This window comes from Paraburkholderia sp. BR10141, from assembly GCF_056155635.1.
Map to the genome: position 1 here is coordinate 72,984 of NZ_JBMIQH010000023.1, position 26,440 is coordinate 99,423.

General features: G+C 66.3%; 23 protein-coding genes. 13 read left to right on the top strand and 10 right to left on the bottom strand.

From position 1 onward, the window contains the following. The first annotated feature begins 4 nt into the window (after positions 1-4). The 5 genes from ACOJB8_RS27795 (at position 5) to ACOJB8_RS27815 (ending at position 5,096) form a co-directional block, all read left to right on the top strand. The gene (locus ACOJB8_RS27795; protein ID WP_342945678.1) at positions 5-1,336 is read left to right on the top strand and encodes a homoserine dehydrogenase; all 1,332 of its coding nucleotides are present in this window, start codon (positions 5-7) and stop codon (positions 1,334-1,336) included. 10 nt (positions 1,337-1,346) lie between these two features. Continuing rightward, the gene (gene thrC / locus ACOJB8_RS27800) at positions 1,347-2,798 is read left to right on the top strand and encodes a threonine synthase (RefSeq protein ID WP_069267524.1); all 1,452 of its coding nucleotides are present in this window, start codon (positions 1,347-1,349) and stop codon (positions 2,796-2,798) included. Positions 2,799-3,096: 298 nt separating this feature from the next. After that, a complete protein-coding gene (locus ACOJB8_RS27805; protein ID WP_406954031.1) occupies positions 3,097-4,323 on the top strand; it encodes a molybdopterin molybdotransferase MoeA in 1,227 nt (408 codons plus the stop codon). Between the two features lie 13 nt (positions 4,324-4,336). Next, positions 4,337-4,594, top strand: coding sequence for a molybdopterin converting factor subunit 1 (gene moaD / locus ACOJB8_RS27810; RefSeq protein WP_069267522.1), 258 nt, complete (start codon positions 4,337-4,339; stop codon positions 4,592-4,594). A gap of 19 nt (positions 4,595-4,613) precedes the next feature. Next, positions 4,614-5,096, top strand: coding sequence for a molybdenum cofactor biosynthesis protein MoaE (locus ACOJB8_RS27815; RefSeq protein WP_368727104.1), 483 nt, complete (start codon positions 4,614-4,616; stop codon positions 5,094-5,096). A 100-nt stretch (positions 5,097-5,196) separates the two neighbouring features. Here ACOJB8_RS27815 and ACOJB8_RS27820 read toward each other — a convergent pair whose 3' ends face one another. After that, positions 5,197-5,757 carry a group III truncated hemoglobin gene (locus ACOJB8_RS27820; RefSeq protein ID WP_368684034.1) on the bottom strand — a complete coding sequence of 187 codons (561 nt, stop codon included), beginning with the start codon at positions 5,755-5,757 and terminating at the stop codon, positions 5,197-5,199. A 209-nt stretch (positions 5,758-5,966) separates the two neighbouring features. On the opposite strand from ACOJB8_RS27820, the gene ACOJB8_RS27825 reads away from it, so the two are divergent. Both ACOJB8_RS27825 and clpB read left to right on the top strand, forming a co-directional pair. Beyond that, on the top strand, positions 5,967-6,467 hold the full coding sequence (locus ACOJB8_RS27825; protein ID WP_069267519.1) for an Rrf2 family transcriptional regulator: 501 nt from the start codon (positions 5,967-5,969) through the stop codon (positions 6,465-6,467). Positions 6,468-6,719: 252 nt separating this feature from the next. Further along, entirely contained in the window at positions 6,720-9,317 is a 2,598-nt protein-coding gene (gene clpB, locus ACOJB8_RS27830) for an ATP-dependent chaperone ClpB (RefSeq protein WP_069267518.1), read from the top strand. Between the two features lie 121 nt (positions 9,318-9,438). Here the strand turns inward: clpB and ACOJB8_RS27835 are convergent, their stop codons facing one another. The 3 genes from ACOJB8_RS27835 to ACOJB8_RS27845 form a co-directional block, all read right to left on the bottom strand. Beyond that, on the bottom strand, positions 9,439-10,104 hold the full coding sequence (locus tag ACOJB8_RS27835) for a YidB family protein (RefSeq protein ID WP_428995915.1): 666 nt from the start codon (positions 10,102-10,104) through the stop codon (positions 9,439-9,441). Then, entirely contained in the window at positions 10,004-10,594 is a 591-nt protein-coding gene (locus ACOJB8_RS27840) for a ComEA family DNA-binding protein (RefSeq protein WP_069267516.1), read from the bottom strand. The genes ACOJB8_RS27835 and ACOJB8_RS27840 overlap by 101 nt, the downstream gene beginning before the upstream one ends. A 219-nt stretch (positions 10,595-10,813) precedes the next feature. After that, positions 10,814-12,814 (bottom strand): sigma-54-dependent Fis family transcriptional regulator, encoded by a 2,001-nt coding sequence (locus tag ACOJB8_RS27845; protein ID WP_475015528.1) that lies wholly within the window; start codon positions 12,812-12,814, stop codon positions 10,814-10,816. Positions 12,815-13,291: 477 nt separating this feature from the next. Between ACOJB8_RS27845 and ACOJB8_RS27850 the strand changes: the two genes are divergently transcribed. From ACOJB8_RS27850 to lipA, 6 genes are all read left to right on the top strand, one after another. After that, the gene (locus tag ACOJB8_RS27850; protein ID WP_069267607.1) at positions 13,292-14,359 is read left to right on the top strand and encodes an ATP-NAD kinase family protein; all 1,068 of its coding nucleotides are present in this window, start codon (positions 13,292-13,294) and stop codon (positions 14,357-14,359) included. A 48-nt stretch (positions 14,360-14,407) separates the two neighbouring features. Next, positions 14,408-15,184, top strand: coding sequence for an SDR family NAD(P)-dependent oxidoreductase (locus ACOJB8_RS27855; RefSeq protein WP_368616215.1), 777 nt, complete (start codon positions 14,408-14,410; stop codon positions 15,182-15,184). Positions 15,185-15,253: 69 nt separating this feature from the next. Then, complete coding sequence (locus ACOJB8_RS27860) at positions 15,254-16,231, top strand: thiamine pyrophosphate-dependent dehydrogenase E1 component subunit alpha (protein WP_069267513.1); 978 nt, start codon at positions 15,254-15,256, stop codon at positions 16,229-16,231. Between the two features lie 46 nt (positions 16,232-16,277). Next, the gene (locus tag ACOJB8_RS27865) at positions 16,278-17,282 is read left to right on the top strand and encodes an alpha-ketoacid dehydrogenase subunit beta (RefSeq protein WP_368606714.1); all 1,005 of its coding nucleotides are present in this window, start codon (positions 16,278-16,280) and stop codon (positions 17,280-17,282) included. Positions 17,283-17,286: 4 nt separating this feature from the next. After that, positions 17,287-18,408 (top strand): acetoin dehydrogenase dihydrolipoyllysine-residue acetyltransferase subunit, encoded by a 1,122-nt coding sequence (locus ACOJB8_RS27870; protein WP_475015530.1) that lies wholly within the window; start codon positions 17,287-17,289, stop codon positions 18,406-18,408. Positions 18,409-18,410: 2 nt separating this feature from the next. Beyond that, positions 18,411-19,409, top strand: coding sequence for a lipoyl synthase (gene lipA, locus ACOJB8_RS27875; RefSeq protein ID WP_475015532.1), 999 nt, complete (start codon positions 18,411-18,413; stop codon positions 19,407-19,409). Between the two features lie 48 nt (positions 19,410-19,457). Here the strand turns inward: lipA and ACOJB8_RS27880 are convergent, their stop codons facing one another. From ACOJB8_RS27880 to ACOJB8_RS27905, 6 genes are all read right to left on the bottom strand, one after another. Next, positions 19,458-20,828 carry an MATE family efflux transporter gene (locus ACOJB8_RS27880; protein ID WP_475015534.1) on the bottom strand — a complete coding sequence of 457 codons (1,371 nt, stop codon included), beginning with the start codon at positions 20,826-20,828 and terminating at the stop codon, positions 19,458-19,460. 4 nt (positions 20,829-20,832) lie between these two features. Beyond that, the gene (locus tag ACOJB8_RS27885) at positions 20,833-22,587 is read right to left on the bottom strand and encodes an ArnT family glycosyltransferase (protein ID WP_368606710.1); all 1,755 of its coding nucleotides are present in this window, start codon (positions 22,585-22,587) and stop codon (positions 20,833-20,835) included. Between the two features lie 320 nt (positions 22,588-22,907). Beyond that, positions 22,908-23,171, bottom strand: coding sequence for a type B 50S ribosomal protein L31 (locus ACOJB8_RS27890; RefSeq protein WP_069267507.1), 264 nt, complete (start codon positions 23,169-23,171; stop codon positions 22,908-22,910). Between the two features lie 115 nt (positions 23,172-23,286). Next, positions 23,287-24,165 carry a M90 family metallopeptidase gene (locus ACOJB8_RS27895; RefSeq protein ID WP_475015536.1) on the bottom strand — a complete coding sequence of 293 codons (879 nt, stop codon included), beginning with the start codon at positions 24,163-24,165 and terminating at the stop codon, positions 23,287-23,289. Between the two features lie 35 nt (positions 24,166-24,200). Further along, positions 24,201-25,757 carry an MFS transporter gene (locus ACOJB8_RS27900; RefSeq protein WP_475015538.1) on the bottom strand — a complete coding sequence of 519 codons (1,557 nt, stop codon included), beginning with the start codon at positions 25,755-25,757 and terminating at the stop codon, positions 24,201-24,203. Further along, positions 25,754-26,305, bottom strand: a complete 552-nt coding sequence (locus tag ACOJB8_RS27905; protein ID WP_475015540.1) for a MerR family transcriptional regulator — start codon at positions 26,303-26,305, stop codon at positions 25,754-25,756. The genes ACOJB8_RS27900 and ACOJB8_RS27905 overlap by 4 nt, the downstream gene beginning before the upstream one ends. Positions 26,306-26,440: the final 135 nt, after the last annotated feature.

Consider the following 26,440-nt stretch of genomic DNA (forward strand, 5'->3'; position numbering starts at 1 on the left):
CTGCATGGATCCGATCAAAGTAGGTCTCTTGGGCTTCGGCACGGTGGGCAGCGGCACCTTCACGGTACTGCGCCGCAACCAGGAAGAAATCAAACGCCGCGCGGGCCGCGGCATCGAGGTGGCGCGCATCGCCGTGCGCAACCCGGCCAAGGCCACGGCGGCGCTCGGCAGTGAAGCCGGCAGCGTCGAGCTGACGACCGACTTCAACGCCGTGGTCGACGATCCCGCGATTTCGATCGTCGCCGAAATGATCGGCGGCACGACGCTCGCCAGGGATCTCGTGCTGCGCGCCATTGCCAGCGGCAAGCATGTCGTTACGGCGAACAAGGCGCTGCTGGCAGTGCACGGCACGGAGATCTTCGAAGCGGCGCGCGCCAAGGGCGTGATGGTCGCGTTCGAGGCGGCGGTGGCGGGCGGCATCCCCATCATCAAGGCGCTGCGCGAAGGTCTCACGGCCAACCGCATCCAGTACATCGCCGGCATCATCAACGGCACGACCAACTACATCCTCTCGGAAATGCGCGAGCGCGGGCTCGACTTCGCGACCGCATTGAAAGCCGCGCAGGAACTGGGCTACGCCGAAGCCGATCCGACCTTCGACATCGAAGGCGTGGACGCCGCGCACAAGGCGACGATCATGAGCGCGATCGCGTTCGGCGTGCCCGTGCAGTTCGACAAAGCCTATGTGGAAGGCATCAGCAAGCTCGACGCCATCGACATCAAGTACGCGGAAGAACTGGGCTATCGCATCAAGCTGCTCGGCATCGCGCGCCGCACCGATCGCGGCATCGAGCTGCGCACGCATCCCACGCTGATTCCGGCCAAGCGCCTGCTCGCGAACGTGGAAGGCGCAATGAACGCCGTGGTCGTGCACGGCGACGCGGTCGGCACGACGCTCTACTACGGCAAGGGCGCGGGCGCGGAGCCGACGGCATCCGCCGTGGTGGCCGATCTCGTCGATGTGACGCGTCTGCACACGGCCGACCCCGAGCACCGTGTGCCGCATCTGGCGTTCCAGCCGGACAGCCTCTCGAACACGCCGATCCTGCCGATCGACGAAGTCACGAGCGGCTACTACCTGCGCCTGCGCGTGGCGGACCAGACCGGCGTGATGGCGGCCATCACGCGCATCCTCGCGGACAGCGGCATCTCGATCGACGCGCTGCTGCAAAAGGAAGCGGAGCAGGTCGACGCGCAAGGCAAGGCGGAAACCGACATCATCCTGATCACGCACGAGACGATCGAGAAGAACGTCAACGCGGCGATCGCGCAGATCGAAAAGCTCGCGACGGTGAAGTCGCAGGTCACGAAGCTGCGTATGGAAGGACTGAACTAAGGCAAGGGCTATGAATTACGTATCTACGCGCGGCGCGGGCGCCGGCGAGCATCATTCGTTTTCCGACATCCTGCTGGGCGGCCTCGCGCGCGACGGCGGCCTGTATCTGCCGGCCGGGTATCCGCAGATCAGCAAGGAAGAACTGGCGCGCTGGCGCGGCCTTTCGTACGCGGACCTCGCGTTCGAGATCCTCTCGAAGTTCGCGGGTGACATTCCGGCCGACGATCTGCGCGACATCACGCGCCGCACCTACACGGGCGAGACGTACCGCAACGTGCGCCATGGCGAAGACGCAAGCAAGATCACGCCGCTCACCACGCTCGGCGAGGAAAACGGCGCGCCGCTCTCGCTGCTCGAACTCTCGAACGGTCCGACGCTCGCGTTCAAGGACATGGCGATGCAGCTGCTCGGCAACCTGTTCGAGTACGCGCTCGCGAAGGCCGGCCAGGAGCTGAACATTCTCGGCGCGACGTCGGGCGACACCGGCAGCGCGGCGGAATACGCGATGCGTGGCAAGAAGGGCGTGCGCGTGTTCATGCTGTCGCCGCACAAGAAGATGAGCGCGTTCCAGACGGCGCAGATGTTCAGCCTGCAGGACCCGAACATCTTCAATCTGGCCGTGGAAGGCGTGTTCGACGACTGCCAGGACATCGTCAAGGCCGTTTCGAACGACCACGCGTTCAAGTCGCAGCAGAAGATCGGCACGGTCAACTCGATCAACTGGGCGCGCGTCGTGGCCCAGGTCGTGTACTACTTCGCCGGCTACTTCGCGGCGACGAAGTCGAACGACGAGCGCGTCTCGTTCACGGTGCCCTCGGGCAACTTCGGCAACGTGTGCGCGGGCCATATCGCGCGCATGATGGGTCTGCCGATCGAAAAGCTCGTGGTCGCGACCAACGAGAACGACGTGCTCGACGAGTTCTTCCGCACCGGCATTTACCGCGTGCGCGGCTCGGCCGAGACGTATCACACGACTAGCCCGAGCATGGACATCTCGAAGGCGTCGAACTTCGAGCGCTTCGTCTACGACTTGCTGGGCCGCGACCCGGCGCGCGTGACGCAGTTGTTCCGCGACGTCGAGGAGAAGGGCGGTTTCGATCTCGTGGCGAGCGGCGACTTCGTGCGCGTGAAGCAGTTCGGCTTCGTTTCGGGCCGCAGCAGCCACGACGACCGCATCGCCACGATTCGCGACATCTACTCGCGGTACAAGACGATGATCGACACCCATACGGCCGACGGCGTGAAGGTCGCCCGCGAACACCTGCAGCCCGGTGTGCCGATGATCGTGCTCGAAACCGCGCAGCCGGTGAAATTCGGCGAGACGATCCGCGAAGCGCTGGACCGCGAGCCGGAGCGTCCGGCGGCGTTCGAAGGCCTCGAGGCGCTGCCGCAGCGCTTCGAAGTCGTGCCTGCCGACGCGCAGCGCGTGAAGGACTATATCGCCGCGCACACGGCGCACTGATGGACGCAGCCGGGGCCGGATCGGTTCGCGGTCCCGGCGCGTGGACATCGCATCGGCTTTTACGCGTCGGCGGGTCGATCGCACCCGCGCGCTGCATCACTTCAGCCGGGCCTGCGCACTCGCAGGCATTGCGCGCCAGGGATATCCACGGCATAAGGCACGGCGCGCCGGTCGCGCCGCTACAATAACGACAGACCAACCGCTGCTGGCGGCCCCGCCGCCCACGTCCGAGACGACCTCGATGTCCACGCCTACGTCCCCGTCTTCCGCTGCGCCGGCGCCCGCACCGCGCGCGCCGATGCTCTCCACTGCCGACGCCCTCGCCACGCTGCTTGCCGCGGCGAAGCCTCTCGCCGGTGCCGAAACGATTTCGACGTTCGACGCGCTGAACCGCGTGCTCGCCGCAGACGTCGTCTCGCCGCTCGACGTGCCGCCGATGCATACGAGCGCAATGGACGGCTACGCGGTGCGCGTGGCCGATCTCGCGCAAGGCAGCCGCCGTCTGCCGGTTTCGCAGCGCATTGCCGCGGGCCACGCGCCACAACCGCTCGCGGCAGGCACGGCCGCGCGCATCTTCACGGGCGCGACGGTGCCGCCGGGCGCAGACGCCGTGGTGATGCAGGAGCAGACCGAGGCCGCGCAAGGCGCCGTCACCTTTCTGCACGCGCCCAAGGCGGGCGAATGGATCACGGCGCAGGGCGCCGATATCCGCAAGAATACGGTGATCCTGCCGGCGGGCACGCGCCTCACGCCGGCGGCACTCGGGCTCGCGGCGTCGGTGGGGTGCGCCACGCTCACCGTCGTGCGCCGCGTGAAGGTCGCGGTGTTCTTCACCGGCGACGAACTGACGATGCCCGGCGAGCCGCTCAAACCCGGCGCGATCTACAACTCGAACCGCTTCACGCTCACGAGCCTCTTGCGCAATCTCGGCTGCGAAGTCACCGACTACGGCATCGTGCCGGACCAGCTCGAGCTCACGCGCGCGACGCTGCGCGAGGCGGCCGCTGGCCACGACCTCATCCTCACTTCGGGCGGTGTCTCGGTCGGGGAGGAGGATCACGTGCGGCCCGCCGTCGAGGCCGAAGGGCGCATCAACCTGTGGCAGATCGCGATGAAGCCGGGCAAGCCGCTCGCGTTCGGCGCGGTGCGTCGGACGCAGGGGGCGGCGGACGCGGAAACCGGCGAGGCGTTTTTCATCGGGTTGCCGGGCAACCCGGTGTCGAGTTTCGTCACCTTTCTGTTGTTCGTTCGTCCGTTCCTGCTGCGCCTTGCGGGCGCGACGCAGGTGAGCCCGCGCGCGCTCTCGCTGCGCGCCGACTTCACCCAGGCGAAGAGCGACCGCCGCAACGAATTCCTGCGAGCGCGCGTGAACCCGGCTGGCGGTCTCGACCTGTTCCCGAACCAGAGTTCCGCGGTCCTCACGTCCACGGTCTGGGGCGACGGTCTCATCGACAATCCGCCCAATCATGCGATCAGCGCCGGCGAGACCGTGCGCTTTATTCCGTTCACCGAATTGCTGTACTGAAAAGCCTCGAGCGATGAAGATCCAGTTGAAATTTTTTGCGAGTGTGCGCGAGGCGCTAGGCGTCGCGGACGAAACGGTCACGCTGCCAGATGCCATCGTGACGGTCGGCGATGTGCGCGGCTGGCTGCGTGCGCGCGGCGGTGTGTGGGCCGAGACGCTGGCGGAAGGCCGCGCGCTGCGCATGGCTTGCAATCACGTGATGACGGATCCGCGCACGCGTATCACCGAGGGCTGCGAAGTCGCCTTTTTCCCGCCGGTGACGGGCGGCTGAGCGCCACAGGAGACTCACGATGCCCGTGCGCGTACAAACGGAAGATTTCGATCTCACCACCGAAGTTGCGCAACTGCGCGCGCGCAATCCGGCGATCGGTGCGGTGGCGTGCTTCGTCGGCACGGTGCGCGATCTGAACGACGGCAGCACGATCGCCTCGCTCGAACTCGAGCACTATCCGGGCATGACCGAGAAGGCGCTGGAGGCGATCGTCGACGATGCACAACGACGCTGGGCCGGCATCGAGGTGCTGATCGTGCACAGGGTGGGCAAGCTCGCGCCGCTCGACCAGATCGTGCTGGTCGCGACGACCTCGAAGCATCGCGGCGACGCGTTCGCGTCCTGCGAGTTCGTCATGGACTACCTCAAGACCGAGGCGCCGTTCTGGAAGAAGGAAGTGACGGAGCAGGGCGCGCGCTGGGTCGATGCCCGCGAGAGTGACGATAAGGCGCTGGCGCGCTGGGGGGTGGCCTCGGGGAATGCGTCGCGGGAATCCAGCTAGGCGCTCGTCCGCAGGGGCGAAGGGACGGACTCAGCTCACCCGCGCCCCTATTTAACGCAACTAACCGCCGATTCGGATATACCGCTTGAAGCAGATGCGCTCACTCCGCGGGCGTGTTCTCGCCGACATCCATCTGGCGGCCAACGAAACGGGCCGGAAACGGCTCGCCGGTCGGGCGCGTTGGCAAGTCATGACCGTGCCCGGCGTGGCGCCTGCGAGGCGCCACGCGATCGAGAATCGCCTGTTGCTCGGGTGGAATCGTGTAGTCCCAGCCAAAGCGACTCAGTTGCAGGCTTTGCGCGATACGCAGCGCGGGTTCCATGAACTGCACCGCTGCCGCGGGCTCGTAGCGACCCTGAACCGTATCGAGGAAAAGATAGAGCCAGCGGCTGAAATGCTGCGGCTCGACGCCAGGCACCGGATCGTGCGCCTGCTGCACGTTGCCGCGGTAGCTTTTGGTGCCGAGCACGAGGCTCGACCAGAAGCGGCACATCTTGGGCAGATGTTCGTCCCAACGTCCAGCGAGCACGCCGTCGAACACCGGGCCGAGCATGGCGTCGTCGCGCACGCGGTCGTAGAACGCGTAGACGAGTTCGCGGATGTTTTCTTCAGTTGGCCGGGCGTGCAGCGCGGCAGCGGGAGGGGTGTCGGGGCGAGTCATTTGGGGCCTGGGTGATGCCTGAAGTGCCTGGAGTGTAGTCGGCGGCGGGGCGCCGGCACGATGCGACAACGGGCCGCATGCAAGCTGCCAAGCCCTGCGAAGCGTCCATCGGAGTGACAATGATACTCAGTCCAGGCAAAACCTGCATGCTAACTGCATGTTATTGTATGGGTTCTGTCACCTGCACCCTCTCTGTCATTGCGATCGCCATGAGACTGACCGACTACACCGACTATTCCTTGCGCGTGATGCTGTATCTCGCGCTGCGTCGCGACAGCCTGGCCACGATCCAGGAGATTTCGGACGCCTACGGCGTTTCGAAGAATCATCTGATGAAAGTGGTGCAGCGCCTGGGCGAGCTCGGCTGGGTCGACACCGTTCGCGGACGCAATGGCGGCTTGCGGCTCGCACCGGCGTCGCTCGATCTGAGCGTTGGCGCCGTTGTCCGTGAGACAGAGAGCGACTTCTCGCTCGTCGGCTGCTTTCCGGACGAACATGGCGACCGGCGCAGCTGCGTCATCGAGCCGCAATGCCGACTCAAGCACGCGCTGGCCGCGGCGCGCGATGCGTTTCTCGCGGAACTCGACTGCCATACCATCGGCGAACTGGCCCAGCCTGCAGGCGAACTGACCGGGTTGCTCGGCCTCGCGCCGATCCAGTTCATGCCGCGCGCCCAGGCGGCTCGCTCCGCGTCTTCGCGCGAGCATTGAAGCGCGCGTCAGCGTCACCTCTTCGTTTTTCTTCCCCTACGAGTCGCGGCGTTCAGCCGTGACGCGCTGCCTCGCGCGGCAGCGGCCGCCTCGCATTCTTCCCCGTTTTCTCACGCCGCGGCAGCAACGGTAGACGGAAGCTGCCCGCGCCTGAATCGCAAAAATCGGAAAAAATGACGCCAGAGCGCTTGAAACCGGCGCGTCCCCCCTCAAATTTGGTGACAGTCTAGAAATCTGGAGGTCTCGCATCAAATGAGAATCGACAAACTCACCACCAAGTTCCAGGAAGCCATCGCCGACGCGCAAAGCCTCGCGGTGGGCCACGATAACCAGTACATCGAACCCGTTCACCTGCTGGCTGCGCTCGTCGCGCAGCAGGACGGCTCCGCGCGCTCGCTCATGTCGCGTGCGGGCGTGCAGGTCCAGGCGCTGCAGAACGCGCTGAACGACGCCATCAACCGCTTGCCGCAGGTGCAGGGCACCGACGGCAACGTGCAGATCGGCCGCGAACTCACGGGGCTGCTCAATCAGGCCGACAAGGAAGCGCAGAAGCTCAACGACACGTATATCGCGAGCGAGATGTTCCTGCTCGCCGTGTCCGAAGACAAGGGCGAGGCGGGTCGTCTTGCTCGCCAGCACGGCTTGACGCGCAAGGCGCTCGAAGCCGCGATCGTCGCGGTGCGCGGCGGCGCGCAGGTGCACAGCCAGGACGCCGAGAGCCAGCGTGAAGCGCTCAAGAAGTACACCGTCGATCTGACCGAGCGCGCGCGTTCGGGCAAGCTCGACCCCGTGATCGGCCGCGACGACGAAATCCGCCGCTCGATCCAGATCCTGCAACGCCGCACCAAGAACAATCCGGTGCTGATCGGCGAACCGGGGGTGGGCAAGACGGCAATCGTCGAAGGCCTCGCGCAGCGCATCGTCAACGGCGAAGTGCCCGAAACGCTCAAGGGCAAGCGCGTGCTCTCGCTCGACATGGCCGCACTGCTCGCGGGCGCGAAATATCGCGGCGAGTTCGAAGAGCGCCTGAAGGCCGTGCTCAACGACATTGCCAAGGACGAAGGGCAGACCATCGTCTTCATCGACGAAATTCACACGATGGTCGGCGCCGGCAAGGCCGAAGGCGCGATGGACGCGGGCAACATGCTCAAGCCGGCGCTGTCGCGCGGCGAGCTGCACTGCATCGGCGCGACCACGCTCGACGAGTATCGCAAGTACATCGAAAAGGACGCCGCGCTCGAACGCCGCTTCCAGAAGGTGCTCGTCGATGAACCGTCGGTCGAGGCGACCATCGCGATCCTGCGCGGCCTGAAGGAGAAGTACGAGCTGCACCACGGCGTGGAAATTACCGACCCGGCTATCGTCGCGGCGGCGGAACTCTCGCATCGCTACATCACCGACCGTTTCCTGCCGGACAAGGCCATCGACCTGATCGACGAAGCAGCTTCGAAGATCAAGATGGAAATCGATTCGAAGCCCGAAGCAATGGACAAGCTCGATCGCCGCCTGATCCAGTTGAAGATCGAGCGCGAGGCCGTCAAGAAGGAAAAGGACGAAGCGTCGCAAAAGCGTCTGCAGCTGATCGAGGAAGAGATCGACCGGCTGAGCCTCGAATATAAGGATCTCGAAGAGATCTGGACCACCGAGAAGGCCGCGGTGCAGGGCGGCGCGCAGATCAAGGAAGAGATCGACCGCGTGCGCGCGGAGATCAATCGCTTCCAGCGCGAAGGCAAGCTCGAGAAGGTCGCGGAACTGCAGTACGGCAAGCTGCCGGAGCTCGAAGCGCAGCTCAAGCAGGTGACGCTCGCGGAGGCGAACGAGCAGAACAACCCCACGCGCTTGCGCCTGCTGCGCACGCTCGTGGGCGCCGAGGAAATCGCGGAGGTCGTGTCGCGTTCGACCGGCATTCCCGTTTCGCGCATGATGCAGGGCGAGCGCGAAAAGCTGCTGCAGATCGAAGAGAAGCTGCACGAGCGCGTGGTGGGTCAGGACGAGGCCATTACCGCCGTCGCCGACGCGATTCGCCGCTCGCGCGCTGGTCTCTCGGACCCGAACCGGCCGTACGGCTCGTTCCTGTTCCTCGGGCCGACGGGTGTGGGCAAGACCGAGCTGTGCAAGGCGCTGGCGGGCTTCCTGTTCGATTCGGAAGATCACCTCATCCGCATCGACATGAGCGAGTTTATGGAGAAGCACAGTGTGGCGCGTTTGATCGGCGCGCCGCCGGGATACGTGGGCTACGAAGAGGGCGGCTATCTGACCGAGGCCGTGCGTCGCAAGCCGTATAGCGTGATCCTGCTCGACGAAGTCGAAAAGGCGCACCCGGACGTGTTCAACGTGCTGCTGCAAGTGCTCGACGACGGCCGCATGACCGATGGCCAGGGCCGCACCGTCGACTTCAAGAACACCGTAATCGTGATGACGTCGAACCTCGGTTCGCACCTCATTCAGGCGATGGCGGGCGAGCCGCAGGAAGCGGTGAAGGACGCCGTGTGGAACGAAGTGAAGCAGCAGTTCCGCCCCGAGTTCCTGAACCGGATCGACGAGGTCGTGGTGTTCCATGCGCTCGATCGCTCGAATATCGAGTCGATTGCGAAGATCCAGCTGCAGCGTCTGCGCGAGCGTCTGGAGAAGCTCGACATGGAGCTCGTGGTGTCGGACGAGGCGCTGAGCCAGATCGCCAAGGTCGGCTACGACCCGCTGTTCGGCGCACGGCCGCTCAAGCGCGCGATCCAGCAGGAGATCGAGAACCCGGTCGCCAAGCTGATCCTCGCGGGCAAGTTCGGGCCGAAGGATGTCATCCCGGTCGGCGTGCACGACGGCAAGTTCGTGTTCGAGCGCGTGGTGCACTAACGCGAGTAGAAACCTCGGCTGAGGCGCGCGCCGGCAGGCGGCGCACTGAGCCGAAACGAAAAGGGCAGCGGAGTGATCCGCTGCCCTTTTTTCATGCCTGCAAGGAAGCGCTAATGGGCGCTCATGCCTGCTTGTTGCCGCCGCCGAGCAGCGACGCCAGCCCACCAAGCGTGCCGAGCACGCTTTCGGTGTTGATCTGGCCGCCTTGCGGCACTTCGCCGGTCGGCGTGCCCGCGTTGACCACGTGCGGCAGCACCTGGGCGAGCAGCCCGCTCACCTGGTCGGGCTGCATGCCGACCTTCTGCGCGAGACCCGAGACGACGTCCGAGCCGAGCACGTTGTGCAGCTGATCCGCCGAAACAGGCTGATTCTCGCCGTTGCCGACCCACGACTGCACGATGTCGCCGAGGCCGCCTTGCTGGAACTTCTCGATGAGGCCGTTCAGCCCGCCGGGCTGGTTGTTGACGAACTCCATCGCCGCGGCGAGGAGCTGGGCCTGGCCGCCGCCTTGCTGTTGCGACTGCGAACCGAGCAGGGAACCGAGGGTATCTAGCAGACTCATGACGATCTCTCTGGGTGATGGCCGCGAGGGGGACGCGGCCGGTAAGTCGGACGGCGCACGCGAGGGTGGCGCCGCGTTTTCGAGATCCAGTGCACGGCTTGCGCGCGCCGGACGGTGGCGGCAATCAGGCGCCGGAAGCGGCCGCAGCGGACGCGGCCTTGTCTTTCTTCGACTTCCTGGGCTTTTTCGCCTTCGTATCGGATGCCGTGGCCGGAGTTGCCGCAGCGGAGCCCGCTTCGGGCGCGCTGGCAGCGGCGGCCGTCTTGTCCTTCTTGCTCTTGTGCTTCGACTTGCCCGCGGCCGTGTCCGAGGCGGCTTGCGCCGTGGTCGCGGCCGCCGGCGTCTGCGCCGTCATCGGATTGGCCGTGGTCGCAGCGGGCGCGGCGCTCGTGGCAGCGGCGCTCTTGCCGCTCTTCGCGCTAGCCGTCTTGCCCGCGGGCGGCGCCGAGGAGCCGTTGATCGTGAGCCCCGCCGCCTCGAGGTTCTGCACCGACTTCGGGCCAATGCCCTTGACGCGGTTCACCAGGTCGTCGGCATCCTTGAACGGGCCGTTCTTCGTGCGTTCGTCGATGATCGCCTTGGCATGGACGGGGCCGATGCCCTTGACCGATTCGAGCGCGGTTTCGTCGGCGGTGTTCACTTCCACGGCTGCGGCGAGCACGGCGGACAGCGACAGGCCGATTGCGAGGAAGAGCATCAGCAGCTTCTTGAGCATGGCAATCACTCCATTGAGGGCATTTTCAGTGAGCCGGGAACGGACGACGCATCCAGCGGAGGGGGCTGCGGTACAAGAATAGGCCAGATGGCGTATCTGTGGATCGCGAGCGCTCGATTTATACCGGCCGGAGTGTGGCAAGTAAATCGCGCCGCACAATATTTAATACTTCTGTGCACTCTGGCGACGCGAAACGCGCGGAAGTCAGCGCAATCCGGCTCAAACGCGATGGGGCCCGACGATGGCGAGCTTCGCCATGCGCCGGTAGAGCGTCGCGCGCGAAATGCCCAGTGCCAGTGCGGCGGCGTTCGGACGCCAGCGGTGCGCCGTGAGCGCCGCGACGATGCGTGCGCGCTCGTCCTCGTCGGAGAGCGGCGACGCTGGCGGAATGCCGGCTGGGCAGCCGGACGCGGCCGGCGCTGCGAGTGGCGGCAGGCGCGCCGCGAGGTCGCCGCTCAGGTGCCGCGCTTCGACCAGCACGGTGTCGCAGACGGCGCATGCGTAACGCATCGCATTGCGCAGTTGCCGCAGGTTGCCGGGCCACGCGAACTTCGCGAGCCGCGCCGCGAGCGTGGCGTCGAGTGCGAGCGGCCGGCCGGCGGCCTGCGCTTCTTCCGCAAAGACCGTGTCGATGAGGATCGCGATGTCGCGCCGCTCGCGCAGCGGCGGCAGCGTGAGCACCGCGCCGCTCAGGCGATAGTAGAGATCGTCGCGGAATGCGCCCGCGCCGGCCATCTGCGCGAGGTCCCGGTGCGTTGCGCAGACTACGTCGATATCGACGCGCACCGGCGTTTCGCTCCCGAGCGGCAGGACTTCGCCCTCGGCCAGCACGCGCAAAAGGCGGGTCTGCAGCGCGAGCGGCATGTCGCCGATTTCGTCGAGAAAGAGCGTGCCGCCATCGGCCATCACGATCTTGCCGCGTGCGCCGTGCCGGCGCGCACCCGTGAACGCGCCCGGCGCATAGCCGAACAGCTCGCTCTCGATCAGCGACTCGGGCAGCGCCCCGCAATTGACCGCGATGAACGGCCGATTGCGTCGCGCGCTGGCGTCGTGGATGGCGCGCGCGAACACCTCCTTGCCGGCGCCGGTTTCGCCGAGCAGCAGGATCGGCAGGCGCTTGCCCGCCACGCGCTGCGCGATGCGCGCGTTTTCGGCCACGCGCGGGTCGGCGCTGCGCAGGAAGGGGCCGAGCGCGCTGCGGTCGTATTCGTGCGCGTCGGCGGTGTCGCGCCGCAGTGGCATCGCGCCATGCGCCGCGCCGGCGCCGCTGCGTGCGCTGTGTCCGCCGTAACCGCTCGTCCCAAGCGGCGCGCGGATGCGCGCATACAGCATCGAGCCGTTCGTGCGCAGGCGCAGTGCCGCGATGGTTTCGATGCGCCCGATGTCGCGCAACTGCACGTGCGACGAATCGAAAATCTCGTCGATATGACGCGGGCCGTCCAGGCACGGCATGCATTCGCGCGCGCGCCGGTTTGCGGCGACCACGTTGCCGTTTTCGTCGAAGGCGATCAGCAGTTCGGGCTGCGCTTCCACGTAATTGCGATTCTGGTGACCGAAGAGTATCCAGCACGACGAGAGGCGATGCAGGAAATAGCCGTCTTCGATGAGCGTGGCACTCTGGCGCACGAGCTGGTTGACGATGCGCTGGCTCTCGCGATTGTCGGGCGATTGCACGGCCGACGCATCGAGTACGCCGATCAGCTCGCCGCCCGGCGCGAAGATCGGCGCGGCGCTACACGTGAGCGTGGTGAACGCGGCGCGGAAATGGTCCGTCTTGTGCACCGTGATGGGCGCGAGATCGGTGAGCACGTTCGCGATGCCGCAGGTGCCTTCCTCGCTCTCGGACCAGCACGAGCCGATATAGAGACCCGCGTGCTTGAAGTCGTTGCGGCGCTCTCGGTCCAGGCGATAGTCGATCGTCACGCCGTGCGCGTCGGTCAGCATCACGCAGTAATCGGCCTCGCGCACCATGTCGTGCAATCGCGTGAGGCACTGGCCGGAGGCGCGCAGAAAGGACTCCTCGCGATCGCGGATCTCGCGCAGCTCGGCGGCGCTCAGCACGCGCGGGCCGATCACGGAGCCGGGGTCCAGCTGATAGCGCTCGAACGAGCGCTGCCACGACGAGACGAGGCGCGGCGAGTCGGACGGCGCGGGCAGGCGGCCTTCTACGGCGCCGCGCACGCGCTCGGCGTGCCGGGTAGACGCAAGGGCGTAGGGCATGAGCGGTTCCAGGCGACGGCTCGCGGTGAGCGTCGGAGTAACGTCGGGTTACGTCGGACCGGAAAGCGTTCGGCGGGAGTCTTTTGTAGCACATCCTTTGCGCGCGATCACACCGCAGCGCAGCATGCGAGACGGCTGAGACGATCGTCTCAGCGGCTCGTGCCGCGCCTTTCGGCGCGGCGGGCTTGGGCGCTCAGTCGCCGCTCTGGCACGCCACGCGGGGCTATGCGCGTATTCCTTCACGCGGGCGGCTGGCGGTGCGAGCGGCGCGTCGCGCATGCGAGACGGCGGGTGAGACGCCGCGCGCGACGCAATTCGTGCCGACGCTACGGCGTGCAATTGGCGCAGAACCCCGTCACGCGGCCTTCTGCGCTATCGCCGCGCTTTCTCGACGTCATTGGCATGACGCTTGCAGAGTCTGGCGGCAAAGGCGGCGCACGGCAATGCACGGTGCGACGCCATCAGGAGACAAAATCCGTGACGACGCCCGTGACTGTAGGCGTGATCGCGAACCCCGCATCGGGCCGCGACATTCGCCGTCTCACTTCGCATGCTTCCGTCTTTCCCACGGCCGAGAAGGCGAACATGGTCGTGCGCCTGCTCGCAGGCCTGGGCGCGCTCGGCGTGACGCGCGTGCTCACGTTGCGCGACAACACCGGCGTGGCCGCGCTGCTCCTGCGCGCAATCGAGACGCACACGGCCATTGCCGCGCACGAACCCTGGCCCGAGGTCGTGTTCGTCGATCTGCTCGTGGACGAAAGCGTTGCCGATACGCACGCCGGTGTCGATCACATGGTGCGAGAGGAGGTTGCGCTGATCGCGGTGTTGGGCGGCGACGGCACCCATCGCGCGGTCGCGGCCCATTGCGGCGCGACGCCGCTGCTCGCGCTCTCCACCGGCACCAACAACGCCTTTCCCGAACTGCGCGAGGCCACCGTCGCGGGCCTCGCGGGCGCGCTCGTCGCGACCGGCGCGGTGCCCGCCGAGTCGGCGCTTTCGCGCAACAAGCGGCTCGTCGCGCGCTGCGTGGAAGGGCCGTCGCGCGGGCGCGAAGAAATCGCGCTCGTCGACATTTGCGTGGCGCGTCAGCCGTTCATCGGTGCGCGTGCGATTTCTGAAAGTTCGGATATCGAATCACTTTTTCTGACCTTCGCGCCGCCTGACGGCATCGGTCTCTCGTCGATCGGCGGGGCTTGGGCGCCGGTCGGGCGCGATGCGGCGCACGGCCTGCATATGACGTTCGCCCAGCCTGGCGCGCCCGAGGGCAGCGGCGCAGGCGTGCCGTTGCTCGCGCCGATTGCGCCGGGCCGCGTCGAGCGCCTGACGATGCTTACCTGCCAGCGCCTCGAAGTCGGCGTGGCGCTGCCGCTCGAAGCGGGCCACGGCACGCTCGCGTTCGACGGCGAGCGTGAAATCGAACCGGCGCGCGGCGACCGCTATGAAGTGACGCTCGACTGGCACGGTCCGCTGACCGTCGATGTCGCGCGCACGCTGCGTTACGCGGCGTCGCATCAGCTGTTGCGCGAGGCCGCCGCGCGCGCATAGCGATTGGGCTTGCTTCCTCCACGCATCACCGAAAGAAGGAGACATCGCATGGACACACCCTTGAAAGGCCAGGTCGCGATCGTGACCGGCGGCGCGCGCGGCATCGGCCGCGGCATTGCGCTCACGCTCGCGCAAGCCGGCGCGGACGTGCTGCTCGCGGATCTGCTCGAAGAACCGCTTGCCGCGACTGCGGATGAGTTACGGGCGCTGGGCAGACGCGCCGCCTTCGCCAAGGTCGACGTCACCCAGGCTGTCCAGCTCGAAGGGATGGTCTCGCAGGCGCTTTCGGAATTCGGTGGCTTCGATATTCTCGTGAACTGCGCCGGCGTGATTTCAATTAGTCCGGTATCCGAATTAACAGAGCGGGACTGGGACTTCGTCATGGGCGTCAACGCGAAAGGCGTGTTCCTCGGCTGCAAGGCTGCACTGCCGCATTTCCGTACGCAAAAGCGCGGGCGGATCATCAACGTCGCTTCGATCGCGGGCAAGGAAGGGTTCCCGAATCTTGCGCACTACAGCGCGTCGAAATTTGCGGTGGTTGGCTTCACCAACGCGCTCGCCAAGGAAGTCGCGCGCGAGGGCATCACCGTGAACGCGATTTGCCCCGGCATCGTGCGTACGTACATGTGGGACCGGCTCTCCGACGAATGGAAGACAGAAGGCGAGAGCGTCGAAGAGTCCTGGCAGCGCCATCAGCTCACGCTGATTCCGCAGGGCCGCGCGCAAACGCCGGAGGACATGGGCCGGCTCGCCCTGTTCTTCGCGACGATGGACAACGTCACAGGCCAGTCGGTGAACGTCGACGGCGGTTTCACTTTTCACTAGGAGCAGTCGCATTTCCCCGCAGCAAGCCAATCCAGAGCGGTACAAGCGTCGTACACCCAGGAGACAACCATGTCAGTTCAGTTGAACAAGGAGCAGTTGCTCACCGCGTATCGCTCGATGCGCACGATTCGCGAGTTCGAGGAACGCTTGCACGTCGAGTTCGCGACCGGCGAAATTCCAGGCTTCGTGCACCTGTACGCGGGCGAGGAGGCCTCCGCGGTCGGCACGATGAGTCATCTGAACGATAACGACTATGTCGCGACCACGCACCGCGGCCACGGCCACTGCATCGCCAAGGGGGTGGACGTGCGCGAGATGATGGCCGAGATCTATGGCCGGGCCACGGGGTCGTGCCGGGGCAAGGGCGGCTCGATGCATATCGCCGATCTGTCGAAGGGCATGCTGGGCGCAAACGGCATCGTCGGCGCCGGCGGTCCGCTCACGTGCGGCGCCGCGCTCGCCGCCAAGCAGAAGAAGACGGGCGGCGTGGGCGTGTGCTTCTTCGGTGACGGCGCGTCGAACCAGGGCGTGATCTTCGAGTCGATGAATCTCGCCTCCGTGTGGCGCTTGCCGGTGATCTTCGTCGCGGAAAACAACGGCTACGCCGAGGCGACGTCTTCCACGTGGTCGGTCGCGGCTGACAACATCGCCGACCGTGCGAACGGCTTCGGCATGCCGGGCGTGATCGTCGACGGCTTCGACTTTTTCGCCGTGCACGAGGCGCTGGGTGAAGCCATTGCACGCGCACGCAGCGGCGGCGGCCCGACGCTCGTGGAGATGAAACTCTCGCGCTATTTCGGCCACTTCGAAGGCGACGCGCAAACCTACCGAGCCCCTGGCGAAGTGCAGAAGCTGCGCGAAGAAAAAGACTGCCTGAAGCGCTTCGAAGAGCGCGTGGTGCGCGCCGAACTCGCGAGCACCGGCGATCTGCGCAAGGTGGACGCCGAAGTGAAGCAGCTGATCGACGATGCCGTGACGCAGGCCAAGGCCGCGCCGCTGCCGCCAGCCGAAGCGCTGCTCACTGACGTGTACGTGTCGTACCCTTAAGCGCTGCGCACTCAAGTCATCAGGATTCCAGATCAAGGAGACGGAAATGGCACGGAAAATCACCTATTCGCAGGCCATCAACGAAGCGCTTGCCCAGGAGATGGGGCGCGACGAAAGCGTGATCGTGATGGGCGAGGACAACGCGGGCGGCGCGGGCGCGCCAGGCGAGCAGGACGCGTGGGGCGGCGTGCTCGGCGTGACAAAGGGCCTTTACGGCAAGTTCCCCGGGCGCGTGCTCGATACGCCGCTCTCGGAAGGCGGTTTTATCGGCACGGCAGTGGGTGCGGCGGCGTGCGGCATGCGGCCGGTCGCGGAGCTGATGTTCATCGATTTCATGGGCGTGTGCTTCGACCAGATCTTCAATCAGGCGGCGAAGTTCCGCTACATGTTCGGCGGCAAGGCCGTCACGCCGGTCGTGATTCGCACCATGTACGGCGCGGGCTTGCGCGCGGCGGCGCAGCACTCGCAGATGCTCACCTCGCTCTTCACGCATATTCCCGGGCTGAAGGTCGTGTGCCCGGCCACGCCCTATGACGCCAAGGGCCTCATGATCGAGGCGATACGCGACAACGACCCCGTGATCTTCTGCGAGCACAAGCTGCTCTACACAATGGAGGGCGACGTTCCGGAGGAATCCTATTCGATTCCATTCGGCGAGGCCAACATCGTGCGCGACGGTGACGACGTCACGATCGTCACGTATGGACGCATGGTGCACTACGCGCTCGATGCTGCGCAGAAGCTCGCGAAAGACGGCATCGAGGCGGACGTGATCGACCTGCGTACGACCTCGCCGCTCGACGAGGAAACGATCCTCGAAAGCGCGCGCCGCACGGGCCGGGTCGTGGTCGTGGACGAAGCCAATCCGCGCTGCTCGATCGCGACCGACATTGCGGCACTTGTTGGCCAGAAGGCGTTCAAGGAACTGAAGGTACCGGTCGGCATGGTCACTGCCCCGCATACGCCTGTGCCGTTCGCGGCATCGCTCGAAGACCTCTACATCCCCTCGGCGGAGAAGATCGCCGACGCCGCGCGCGCGGCAAGGAGCTGAAGTCATGCCGATTCACATGATCACGATGCCCAAATGGGGCCTGTCGATGGAGCAGGGCCAGGTGAACGGCTGGCTCAAGTCGCCCGGCGACAAGGTCAGCAAGGGCGATGAATTGCTCGACGTGGAGTCCGACAAGATCGCGTCGGGCGTCGAGTGCGCGTTCGAAGGCGTGTTGCGGCGGCAGATCGCGCAGGAGGGCGACACGCTGCCCGTCGGCGCGCTGCTTGGTGTGGTCGCCGATGCCGAAGCGGCCGACGCGGATATCGACGCCGCGGTGGCCGAGTTCCAGCGCGACTTCGTGCCGGCGCAGGCGGGCGACGCCGACGCGGGACCGCAGCCGGAAAAGTCGCAAATCGGCGGCAGGACCGTGCGCTACCTGAAGCAGGGCGAAGGCGAGGGCGTGCCTGTCGTGCTGATCCATGGCTTCGGCGGCGATCTCAACAACTGGCTCTTCAATCACACCGATCTCGCGGCGGAGCGCACCGTCTGGGCGCTCGATCTGCCGGGTCACGGCGAGTCGGGCAAGGCGCTCGAGAGCGGGAGCCTCGACGAGCTCGGGCAAAGCGTGATCGCGTTCCTCGACGCGCAGAAGATCGACCGCGCGCATCTCGTCGGGCACTCGCTGGGCGGTGCAGTGGCCATGGCGGTGGCCGAGCAGGCGCCCGGGCGCGTGGCGTCTCTTGCGCTGATTTCGAGTGCAGGCCTTGGCAGCGAGATCGATGGTGCGTATATCGAGGGCTTCGTCGCGGCGGGCAATCGCAATGCGCTCAAGCCGCACGTGACGAAGCTGTTCGCCGATCCCGCGCTGGTGACGCGTCAGCTCGTCGAGGACCTCGTGAAGTACAAGCGGCTCGAAGGCGTGCAGGCCGCGCTCGGCAAGATTGCCGCGCAGGCGTTCGAAGGCGGCGCGCAGCGGCGCGTGTTCCGCGAACGGCTTGCGTCGCTCGCGCCTCGCGCGCTCGTGATCTGGGGCGAGGTCGACCAGATCATACCGGCGCGCCATGCGCAGGGCTTGCCGTCGCAGGTGCGCGTGGAGGTGATTGCGGGCAAGGGGCACATGGTGCAGATGGAGGCGGCGCAGGAGGTCAATCGCCTGCTCAAAGCCTTCATCGACGAAGGAGCCTGAGCATGGAGGCCGCCACGTCTGGAGTGTCCCGCTCGTCGAGTACGGCGCTGGGTCAGGAGGGCCTGCGCAGCCGCGAGAAGCTCGCGCGCATTCCGGTGAAGATCGTGCCGCCTGCCAGCGCCGACGCGGTCTTGCCGAAGCCGCCCTGGCTGCGCGCGCGTCCGCTCATGAGCGAAACCGTAGCGGGCGTGGCGGCCGTATTGCGCGAGCATCGGCTTCATTCGGTATGCGAAGAAGCGATGTGCCCGAACATCGGCGAATGCTTTGCACAGCGCACCGCGACTTTCATGATCATGGGCGGGCTGTGCACGCGGCGCTGTCCGTTCTGCGATGTCGCTCACGGACGTCCCGCGCCGCTCGACGAGGACGAGCCCGCGCACCTTGCGGCAGCGGTCGCGGCGCTGGGCTTGCGTCACGTCGTCATTACATCGGTCGATCGCGACGACTTGCGCGACGGTGGCGCGTCGCACTTCGCGCGTTGCATTGCGCGGGTGCGCGAGCGCGTAGCGGGAATCGGCGTCGAGGTGCTCACGCCCGATTTCCGCGGCCGTGTCCCGCGCGCGCTCGAGGCGCTTTCGTACGCGTGGCCCGACGTGTTCAACCACAACATCGAGACCGTGCCCTCGCTGTATCGCGCGGCGCGGCCGGGCGCGGACTATCACGGCTCGCTCGATTTGCTTGCGCGCGCGAAAGCGGCGAACGGTGCGCTCGTCACGAAGTCGGGGCTGATGGTGGGGCTGGGCGAAACCGATGCGGAGTTGCTCGCGACGATGCGCGACCTGCTCGAGCATCGCGTAGAAGTGCTGACGATCGGGCAGTACCTTGCGCCGTCGCGGTTTCATTTGCCGGTGAAGCGCTACGTGCATCCCGACGGATTCGCCGCGTTGCGTGCGGCGGGGCTGGCAATGGGATTTAGCGAGGTGGTGGCCGGGCCGCTGGTTCGCTCGTCGTATCACGCAGCACAGACCGTGGAGGCGGCGCGGCAGGCCGAGGCGGGGTGATCTGCATGCATTTGCAACTAACCGCCTAACGCCTCCGACGCCGACGAGCTAGGCGCGTTCTCTCACAAACCGCGTACTCACCCGCGAGAGATAAAGCAGGAGTCCGGCACCGGCAATCAGGAGGCTCGCCATGTTGGCGAGCCAGAACCCGCGCGCGCCCGTCGCCCAGGCGGGCACCGTGCCGGTCACGTCGAAGCCCAGCGCGTAGCCGCCGCCGAGGCCCACGCCCCAGAGCGCAAGCGCATAGATGATGGTCGGCACGACCGCGACCCGGTAGGCGCGCAACGCGAAGGCGGTGGTGATCTGCAGGGCGTCGAACACGTGGTAGCAGGTGACGATGGCGACGAGCGGCATGGCTGCGACTGCCACGGCAGGGTCCGGCGTGTAGCCGCCGATGATGAGCGGCCGCAGTACGAACACGATCGCGCCATAGCAGCAGGCAATCGCTACGGCCGTCGCCACGCCGTGCCGCGCGAGCGTGCGCGCTTCGGCCGGGCGGTTGCCGCCCAGCGCCTGGGCGACGAGCGTCGAGGTCGCCACGCCGATCGAAAGCGGCGTCATGTAGAGCACGGCGCCGATGTTGCCGGCGATCTGATGGCCGGCGAGCGTGGTCGTGCCCATACGTGCGATGAAGATCGCCATGAACGTGTACGACGTCACTTCGATGAGGTACGAAAGCCCCATCGGAATGCCGAGCTTGAGCAGTTCGGCCTGGCGTTTCCACTCGGGCCAGCAGAAGTGCCTGAAGATTTCGAACGGTGCGAACACGTCCACCCGCGTGAGCGCGAAGGCCGCGCACAAGGCGAGCGCCCAGTTGATCGAGGTGCTTGCGAGCGCGCAGCCTGGGCCCCCGAGCGCCGGCACGCCGAGGCCGCCGAAGATGAGCCACGTGTTGAGCGGCACCTTGAGCATGAGCGCGCCGACTTGCAGGAACATCACGAGGCGCGGGCGCCCCACGGCATTGGCGAGCGAGCTGTAGATGCGAAAGGCCAGCGCCGCGGGCAGCCCGAACGAGAGCAGCCGCAGATAGCCGACGGTGCGCTCGCGCAGTGCTTCGGGCGCGTGCGCGAGGTCGAGCAGCGGGCCGGGAAAGTAGAGGATCGTAAATCCGATCGCCATCAGCACGAGCGCGAGCCAGAACCCCTGGCGCACTTCGAGACCGATTTCCGTGTCCTTGCGCGCGCCATAGAGCTGCGCCGCTACGGGCTGCAGCGCGCTGAGAATGCCCGTGAGAGCGATATAGACCGAGATGTAGATCGACGAACCCAGGCCGAGCGCGGCGAGATCGAGCGCCGAGTAGCGACCGACCATCGCGGTGTCGATCACGCCGAACGCGATGATCGCGAGTTGCCCGACCAGCACCGGCCACGCGAGCGCGGCGATGCGCCGGACGTCGCCGGCGAAAGTCGTCGTCAGCACGGCCTCAGTCCGGACGCTTGCGCCAGACATGTTTCTTGAGCGGCGGCGTCGGACGGTCGATGCGCACGTACAGGCGGAAGCGCTCGTCGCGGTCGGCGACGCGGCGGCCTTCCCAGACGAGCTTCCACACGTAGTCCGGCATCGAGCTCGGCTCGCCGTATTCCTGCGTGTCCTGGCGCAGGATCACGTCGCAATCCTCGTTGAACGCGAAATGCATCCTGCCGAAGTACGCGAAGGTGGCGATCTGCGCATCGCCGAGGCGGACGGGCGAGATGCACTGATAGTCGGCGGGCAGGTGCGCGGCGATCTGCTCGGCCACGTCCTTGTAGGTCCGGCTGTAGTTGACGACCGGCAGCCACAGCGTCATGAGCAGCACCCACATGAGCGTGGTGCCGCCGCTCGAGAGCACGACGCTGCGCCACAGCACCTTCGGATGGCGCGCCACGCGCCAGCGCACGAGCACCATCCAGCACACGGTAACTGCCACCGCGCACACGAACGAGAGAATCTTGAACTCCGGCACGAAGCCGGGTGCGAGGCGCGCGAGGTTGCGCGCGAGCGGTGCCGGGAAACCGGTCATGCCCGCGAGCCACACGAGCCACACGAAGGTGCTGAGAATCGTGAAGCTCAGCACCGCGAACCAGTCGATCGCGTTGATCGCGCCGCGCTTGAGCGTGGGCAGCGCGAAGGTCGCGAGCACCGCCAGCGCGGGCAGCACGAGCATGAAGAGCCGGTTCGATTCGTGGCTCTGCACGACCACGAGGATGAGCAGCGGCACGATCACCGACAGCGGAATCGCGATGTGCGGTTTGCGGCGCAGCCCGGCCCAGCTCACGAAGGCCCAGATCGCGAGGGGCCACGCGGGCCACGTGAAGAGAGGCAGATTCTTGGCGGCGTAGCGCAGCACGTAGCCAGGGGGGCCTGCGAAGGCGTTGACGTTGGTGTGCGCCCACTGGTTGAGGAACCAGACGGCGTCGTCGGGATACAGGTGCAGCGCCAGCAGGGGCCACGAGGCCGAGACCACGAGCGCCACGGGCAGGCCCGCTACGAGCAGCCAGCGCGAGCGCGTTTCGGGGGCGATGGCGAGCATGGCGAGCGTGCCGATGAGGAGCGCGCCCACGAGCACCGGGCCGCTCGAGAGCATCACGATGCCGAGCGCGAGGCCCCACCAGAGGGCGCCCTGGACCGGCTTGTCGATGGCGCGCACGACGCCGTACAGCAGCATGGCGATGCCCACGAACTGCATGAGCTGCGGCGTGGTTTCGTGACCGCGCTCGGCGAGGCCGAAGCAGCCCAGCAGAACGAGCAGGGCGCCGTCGCCGAGCGTGCGGCCGTAGTCGCGCGGCTCGGGCTCGCCGCCGAACGCGTACTTGAACGGCTGCACTTCGGGGCGGCGGCCCAGCAGATACGCGCTGTACCAGACGAACGCGCACGCGAGGCAGAACAGCACGCCCGTGGCGATGCGTGATGCGTTGCTCGCGTCGACCCACGGTGCGAAGAGACGGATGCACGCGGCGCCGAGCCAGTAGCCGAGCGGACCGTTCTCGGTCACGTACTTGCCGACGAGATTGGGCAGCAGCCAGTCGTGCGAGGTGCCCCCCGCCATCGTCCACATCACGCCGAAGCCCGCCGCATCCTCGTTCTTCCACGGGTCGCGGCCAAAGAGGCCGAACGCGGCGAAGACGATACAGATGGTCAGCAGCAGCCAGCGCGGCAGGGCGCTGGTGGCGGAGGCGGTCAGTCGAATGGCTGGCTTCATGCAGTACGAAGGGAGACGGATAAACCGGGCGTGTTCGAGCGGGCGGCTCGCACGCGGGGGTCAAGCAGGCATGCGCGGCAGACGGTACACCCGGCCGTGTGCCGTGGAGCAATCCGGCATTCTAGCCGGGCCGGCGATCGCGCGTCACGGCGTTAGCCGCGGGATAATCCACAGAAACATCTAAAAAGGGGCGGTAAGTCGCACCCTTATAGCTGCTGGACGGCGCAACGGTGGCGCGGGCAACAAAAAAGGGCAGCGTATGCTGCCCTTTTTGTGCACGTTCAATGCGGGACCGGCCAGCAGCCGGTGCGGCGAGGTGCTTACTTGCCGGCCTTGCCCGAGGCGCGTGCGCCGAACTTCTTGTTGAACTTCTCGACACGGCCTGCCGTGTCCATGATCTTTTGCGTGCCCGTGTAGAACGGATGCGATTCCGACGACACTTCGATCTTGGCGAGCGGGTAGGTCTTGCCGTTGAATTCGGCGGTTTCGCGCGTCTGGATGGTCGAGCGGGTCACGAACTTGAAGTCGTTCGAAACGTCGATGAACAGGACTTCGCGGTAATCCGGGTGAATGCCTTCTTTCATGGTTATTCCTTAAATCTGGCGGTAGCCAACCCGCGTGCCTGCAACACCATGTTGCCGACTTTGCCCGCGCGAGCCACTTACCCAAGGGTCGAAAAACGGCGATTATGCCAGATAATCAGCCGGTTGGCGAATTTTTGAGGCTCCCGCGCGTCAGGTTTCCGGCCGGCTGGCCGGCCAGTGCGCCCACGCGCGCCGGGTCCTGGCGGTAATAGCGCGCGAGCAGCCGGTAAAGCTCGGGATATTCCGCCTCGAATGCCTTCGGTTTGACGAAAAGCGCCTCGCTGCACACCGCGAAGAACTCCGACGGGTGGTCGGCGGCATAGGGATCGATCAGCGAATCGCGCTCGAAGCGCGCCCAGCGGCGCTCCGGCACGGCGTCCACCTTGTCGCAGAACTGGTCGTAGGCGTTGTCGAACACGTCGGCCCACGCCTGCGCGTCGAGCGGGGCGTGCCAGCGCCGAAAGAGGGGCGGATGGCCGTCGGCCTCGCCGTTAAGCATATCGATCTTGTGCGCGAACTCGTGGATCACGACGTTGTACGCGTCGCTGCCATCGGTCATCTGCGCGTCTTCCCACGAGAGGATCACGGGGCCGCCTTCCCACGCCTCGCCGCTCGCGTCGTGTTCCACCTCGTGGACCACGCCGTCCTCGTCCTCCACGGTCTTGCGGATCACGAATTCGCCCGGATAGACGACCACGCCCACCCAGCCCTTGTAGAGATCGAGTGAAAGATTGAGCACGGGCAGCGACGCCTGCGCGGCGATCGCTACGCTCATCGGGTCGGTCAGCTCGAGATCGTGCGCCGTGGAGAACTCCTTTTGCGCGAGGAAAAGGCTCGTCATCTCGCGCAGACGCACGAGGTCGGCGGCGTCGAGGTGCTTGAGAAAGGGCAAGCCCGCGAGCGTCGCCTGCCAAAGCGCGTCGTCGATCGCGTAGGTGCGCAGCGCCTTTTCGCGGCGGCGCGCGTCGAACCAGTGAGAGAGTTTCGAAAGCATCGCTGGGTGTGTTTTCCCGTGCGTCTGGATGTCGTTCAATCGATCTGCTTTTGCCACGCGGCGAAGATCCCGCCGCACACCGCCACGCCGATCAGGAAGTAAAACCCGTCGAGCGAACTCAGGAAGCTCGCCTGCTGCGCGACCATGCGGCTCACCTGCGCGAGCGCGAGTCCGTGCGCTTCGCTCGCGGAGCGGCCCATCAGTTCGAAGGAATGCGTCAGCGCGGCGTAGGTGCTCTGGAACGCCGGGTTGAACGGATTCACGAACTCGGCGAGCCGCGTCTGGTGCAGCGCGAGCCGGTGCTGCTCGACGATGATAACGGTGGCTGTGGCGAACGATATCGTCAACTGCCGGACGATGTTTTTCAAGCGGTAACCGTGCGTGAATTCTTCGATCGCGAAGATGCGGAACGTGAGATTGGCGACGGGCAGCACGATGAAGAGCAGCAGCAGGCCACGCAGCAGCAGCGGCGGGATGAGCCAGGCTTCGCTAGCCTGCGGCGTGAGCCGCGTCATCCAGAACGAGATGAGCGCCGAGAGCAAGAAGCCGGGCACGATGATCCACTTTTTGTGCGTAATGAGCTTCGCGTAGCGGAAATAGAAAAAGAGGGCGCCGGCCGAGATGAGCGACGTGATGCCGGTGAGGCGTCCGGCGTTTTCGACGGGGTAGTTGAAACCGCCTTCGAGCAGCCGCGAGACCAGGTAGCTGAGCGCCGTGCTCAGGTAGTAGTAGACCATGTAGAGCAGCAGGCCCACCCGGAACGGCTTCTCGCGCAGCGCGTGCAGGCGCATGAGCGGCTTCGGATGATGCCACTGGTGCCAGCCGAACCAGGCGAGCGCCGTGATCCCGACGAGCGTGAGCAGAATGATTTCCGGCGACGCGCTGAAGAGTTCGAAGCGCACCTGCTGCATGGCGATCTGCAGCGCGCCCTGTGCAAACGCGAAGATGAGGTACGGCCAGAAGTGCGCTTCGCCGCGCTCCTCAGGCAGCAAGTGGCCCGTATCGGGCAGCGCGAGCAGGGCCAGCACGGCATAGAGCACGCCTGCGGGCGCGGAAAACGCGAACAGGGCGCGCCAGTCGAAATGCGCGACGAGCTGCCCGCCCACGAGCGGTGCGAGCGCGCTGGAGAGCACGATGAGAATGAGGAACGCGCGCGTTGCCACTGGACGCTGCTGCGGCGTGAAGCTGATCTGGATGAGGATGCGGCAGGTGCCCATCATCGGGCCGATGAAGTAGCCCTGGAAGCCGCGCGCGAAGGCAAGCTCGATCGACGATTCGCAAAGTGCCGCCGCGATCGCGCCGACGGCATAGAGCAGCAGGCAGCTCCCCACGTAGCGGCGGTAGCCCATGCGCTCCACCCACCATTGCTGCTGCAGGATGCCCAGAACGGCGCACACGGCGTAGGCGCTCGACGACCAGACGAGCTCGTCGGGCGACGCGTTGATGCCGCCCGCGATATGGCTCGTGAAGAACGAGAAGATCGCGTTGTCGTAGTAGTCGAGACCGGTCGCGAGGGCGAGCACCCACGGGAAAAAGTCGCCGCGCAGGCGCGCCGCGCTGAAGATCGGCTCGCGAGGCTGGGCCGTGCTCATGCCGATTCGTCGTTCTCGCGTGCGTTGCCCGAAGGCTCTGCCGGTCTGCCGCCCGTCGCGGCCGCGGCCGCCTTGCGTCGCCGCGTGGCGGCGAGGCGCTGCTCGATCAGCTGATCGGACGGCTCTCCCGCGAGGCGCCGCTGCAGGTAGTCGAGGTCGTCGGCCAGCTCCATGCGCACCGTCTGCGCCTCCTTCAACTCGCGGCGCACGGCCGCGATGCGCGTGTCGAGCGTCTCGATCTGCTGCGCGAGCGCGTCGGCGATCTGCTGGAGCGACTCGTGCGAATAGCGCCGGCGGCCTTCGCCAACCTGTTCGAGCGGCCGCTTGAGCATTTCGGTGATGCCGTGCAGCGAAAAGCCGAGCGCGCGCAGCCGCAGGATGCGCGCAAATTGCTCGAGGTCGTGCTCGTCGTAGAGCCGGTAGCGGCCTTCGCTGCGCGAGGGGCTGACGAGCCCTCGCTCTTCGTAATACTTGAGCGTGCGCGGCGTGACGTTCAGGCGCTCGGCGGCGTCGCGCACCGTGAGCAGCGCGGGGGAATCCTTGGGCATGGGGAACTCTTTTTTCGCCGGGACGCGATCAAGACACGCTGCGCATTATACTTCAACGTGAACGTGCACGTACAGGTTGCGAGCTGCAGCGATCCGCTGCCGGAAAAGAAAAACGCCCGCGAAGTCGCGGGCGTT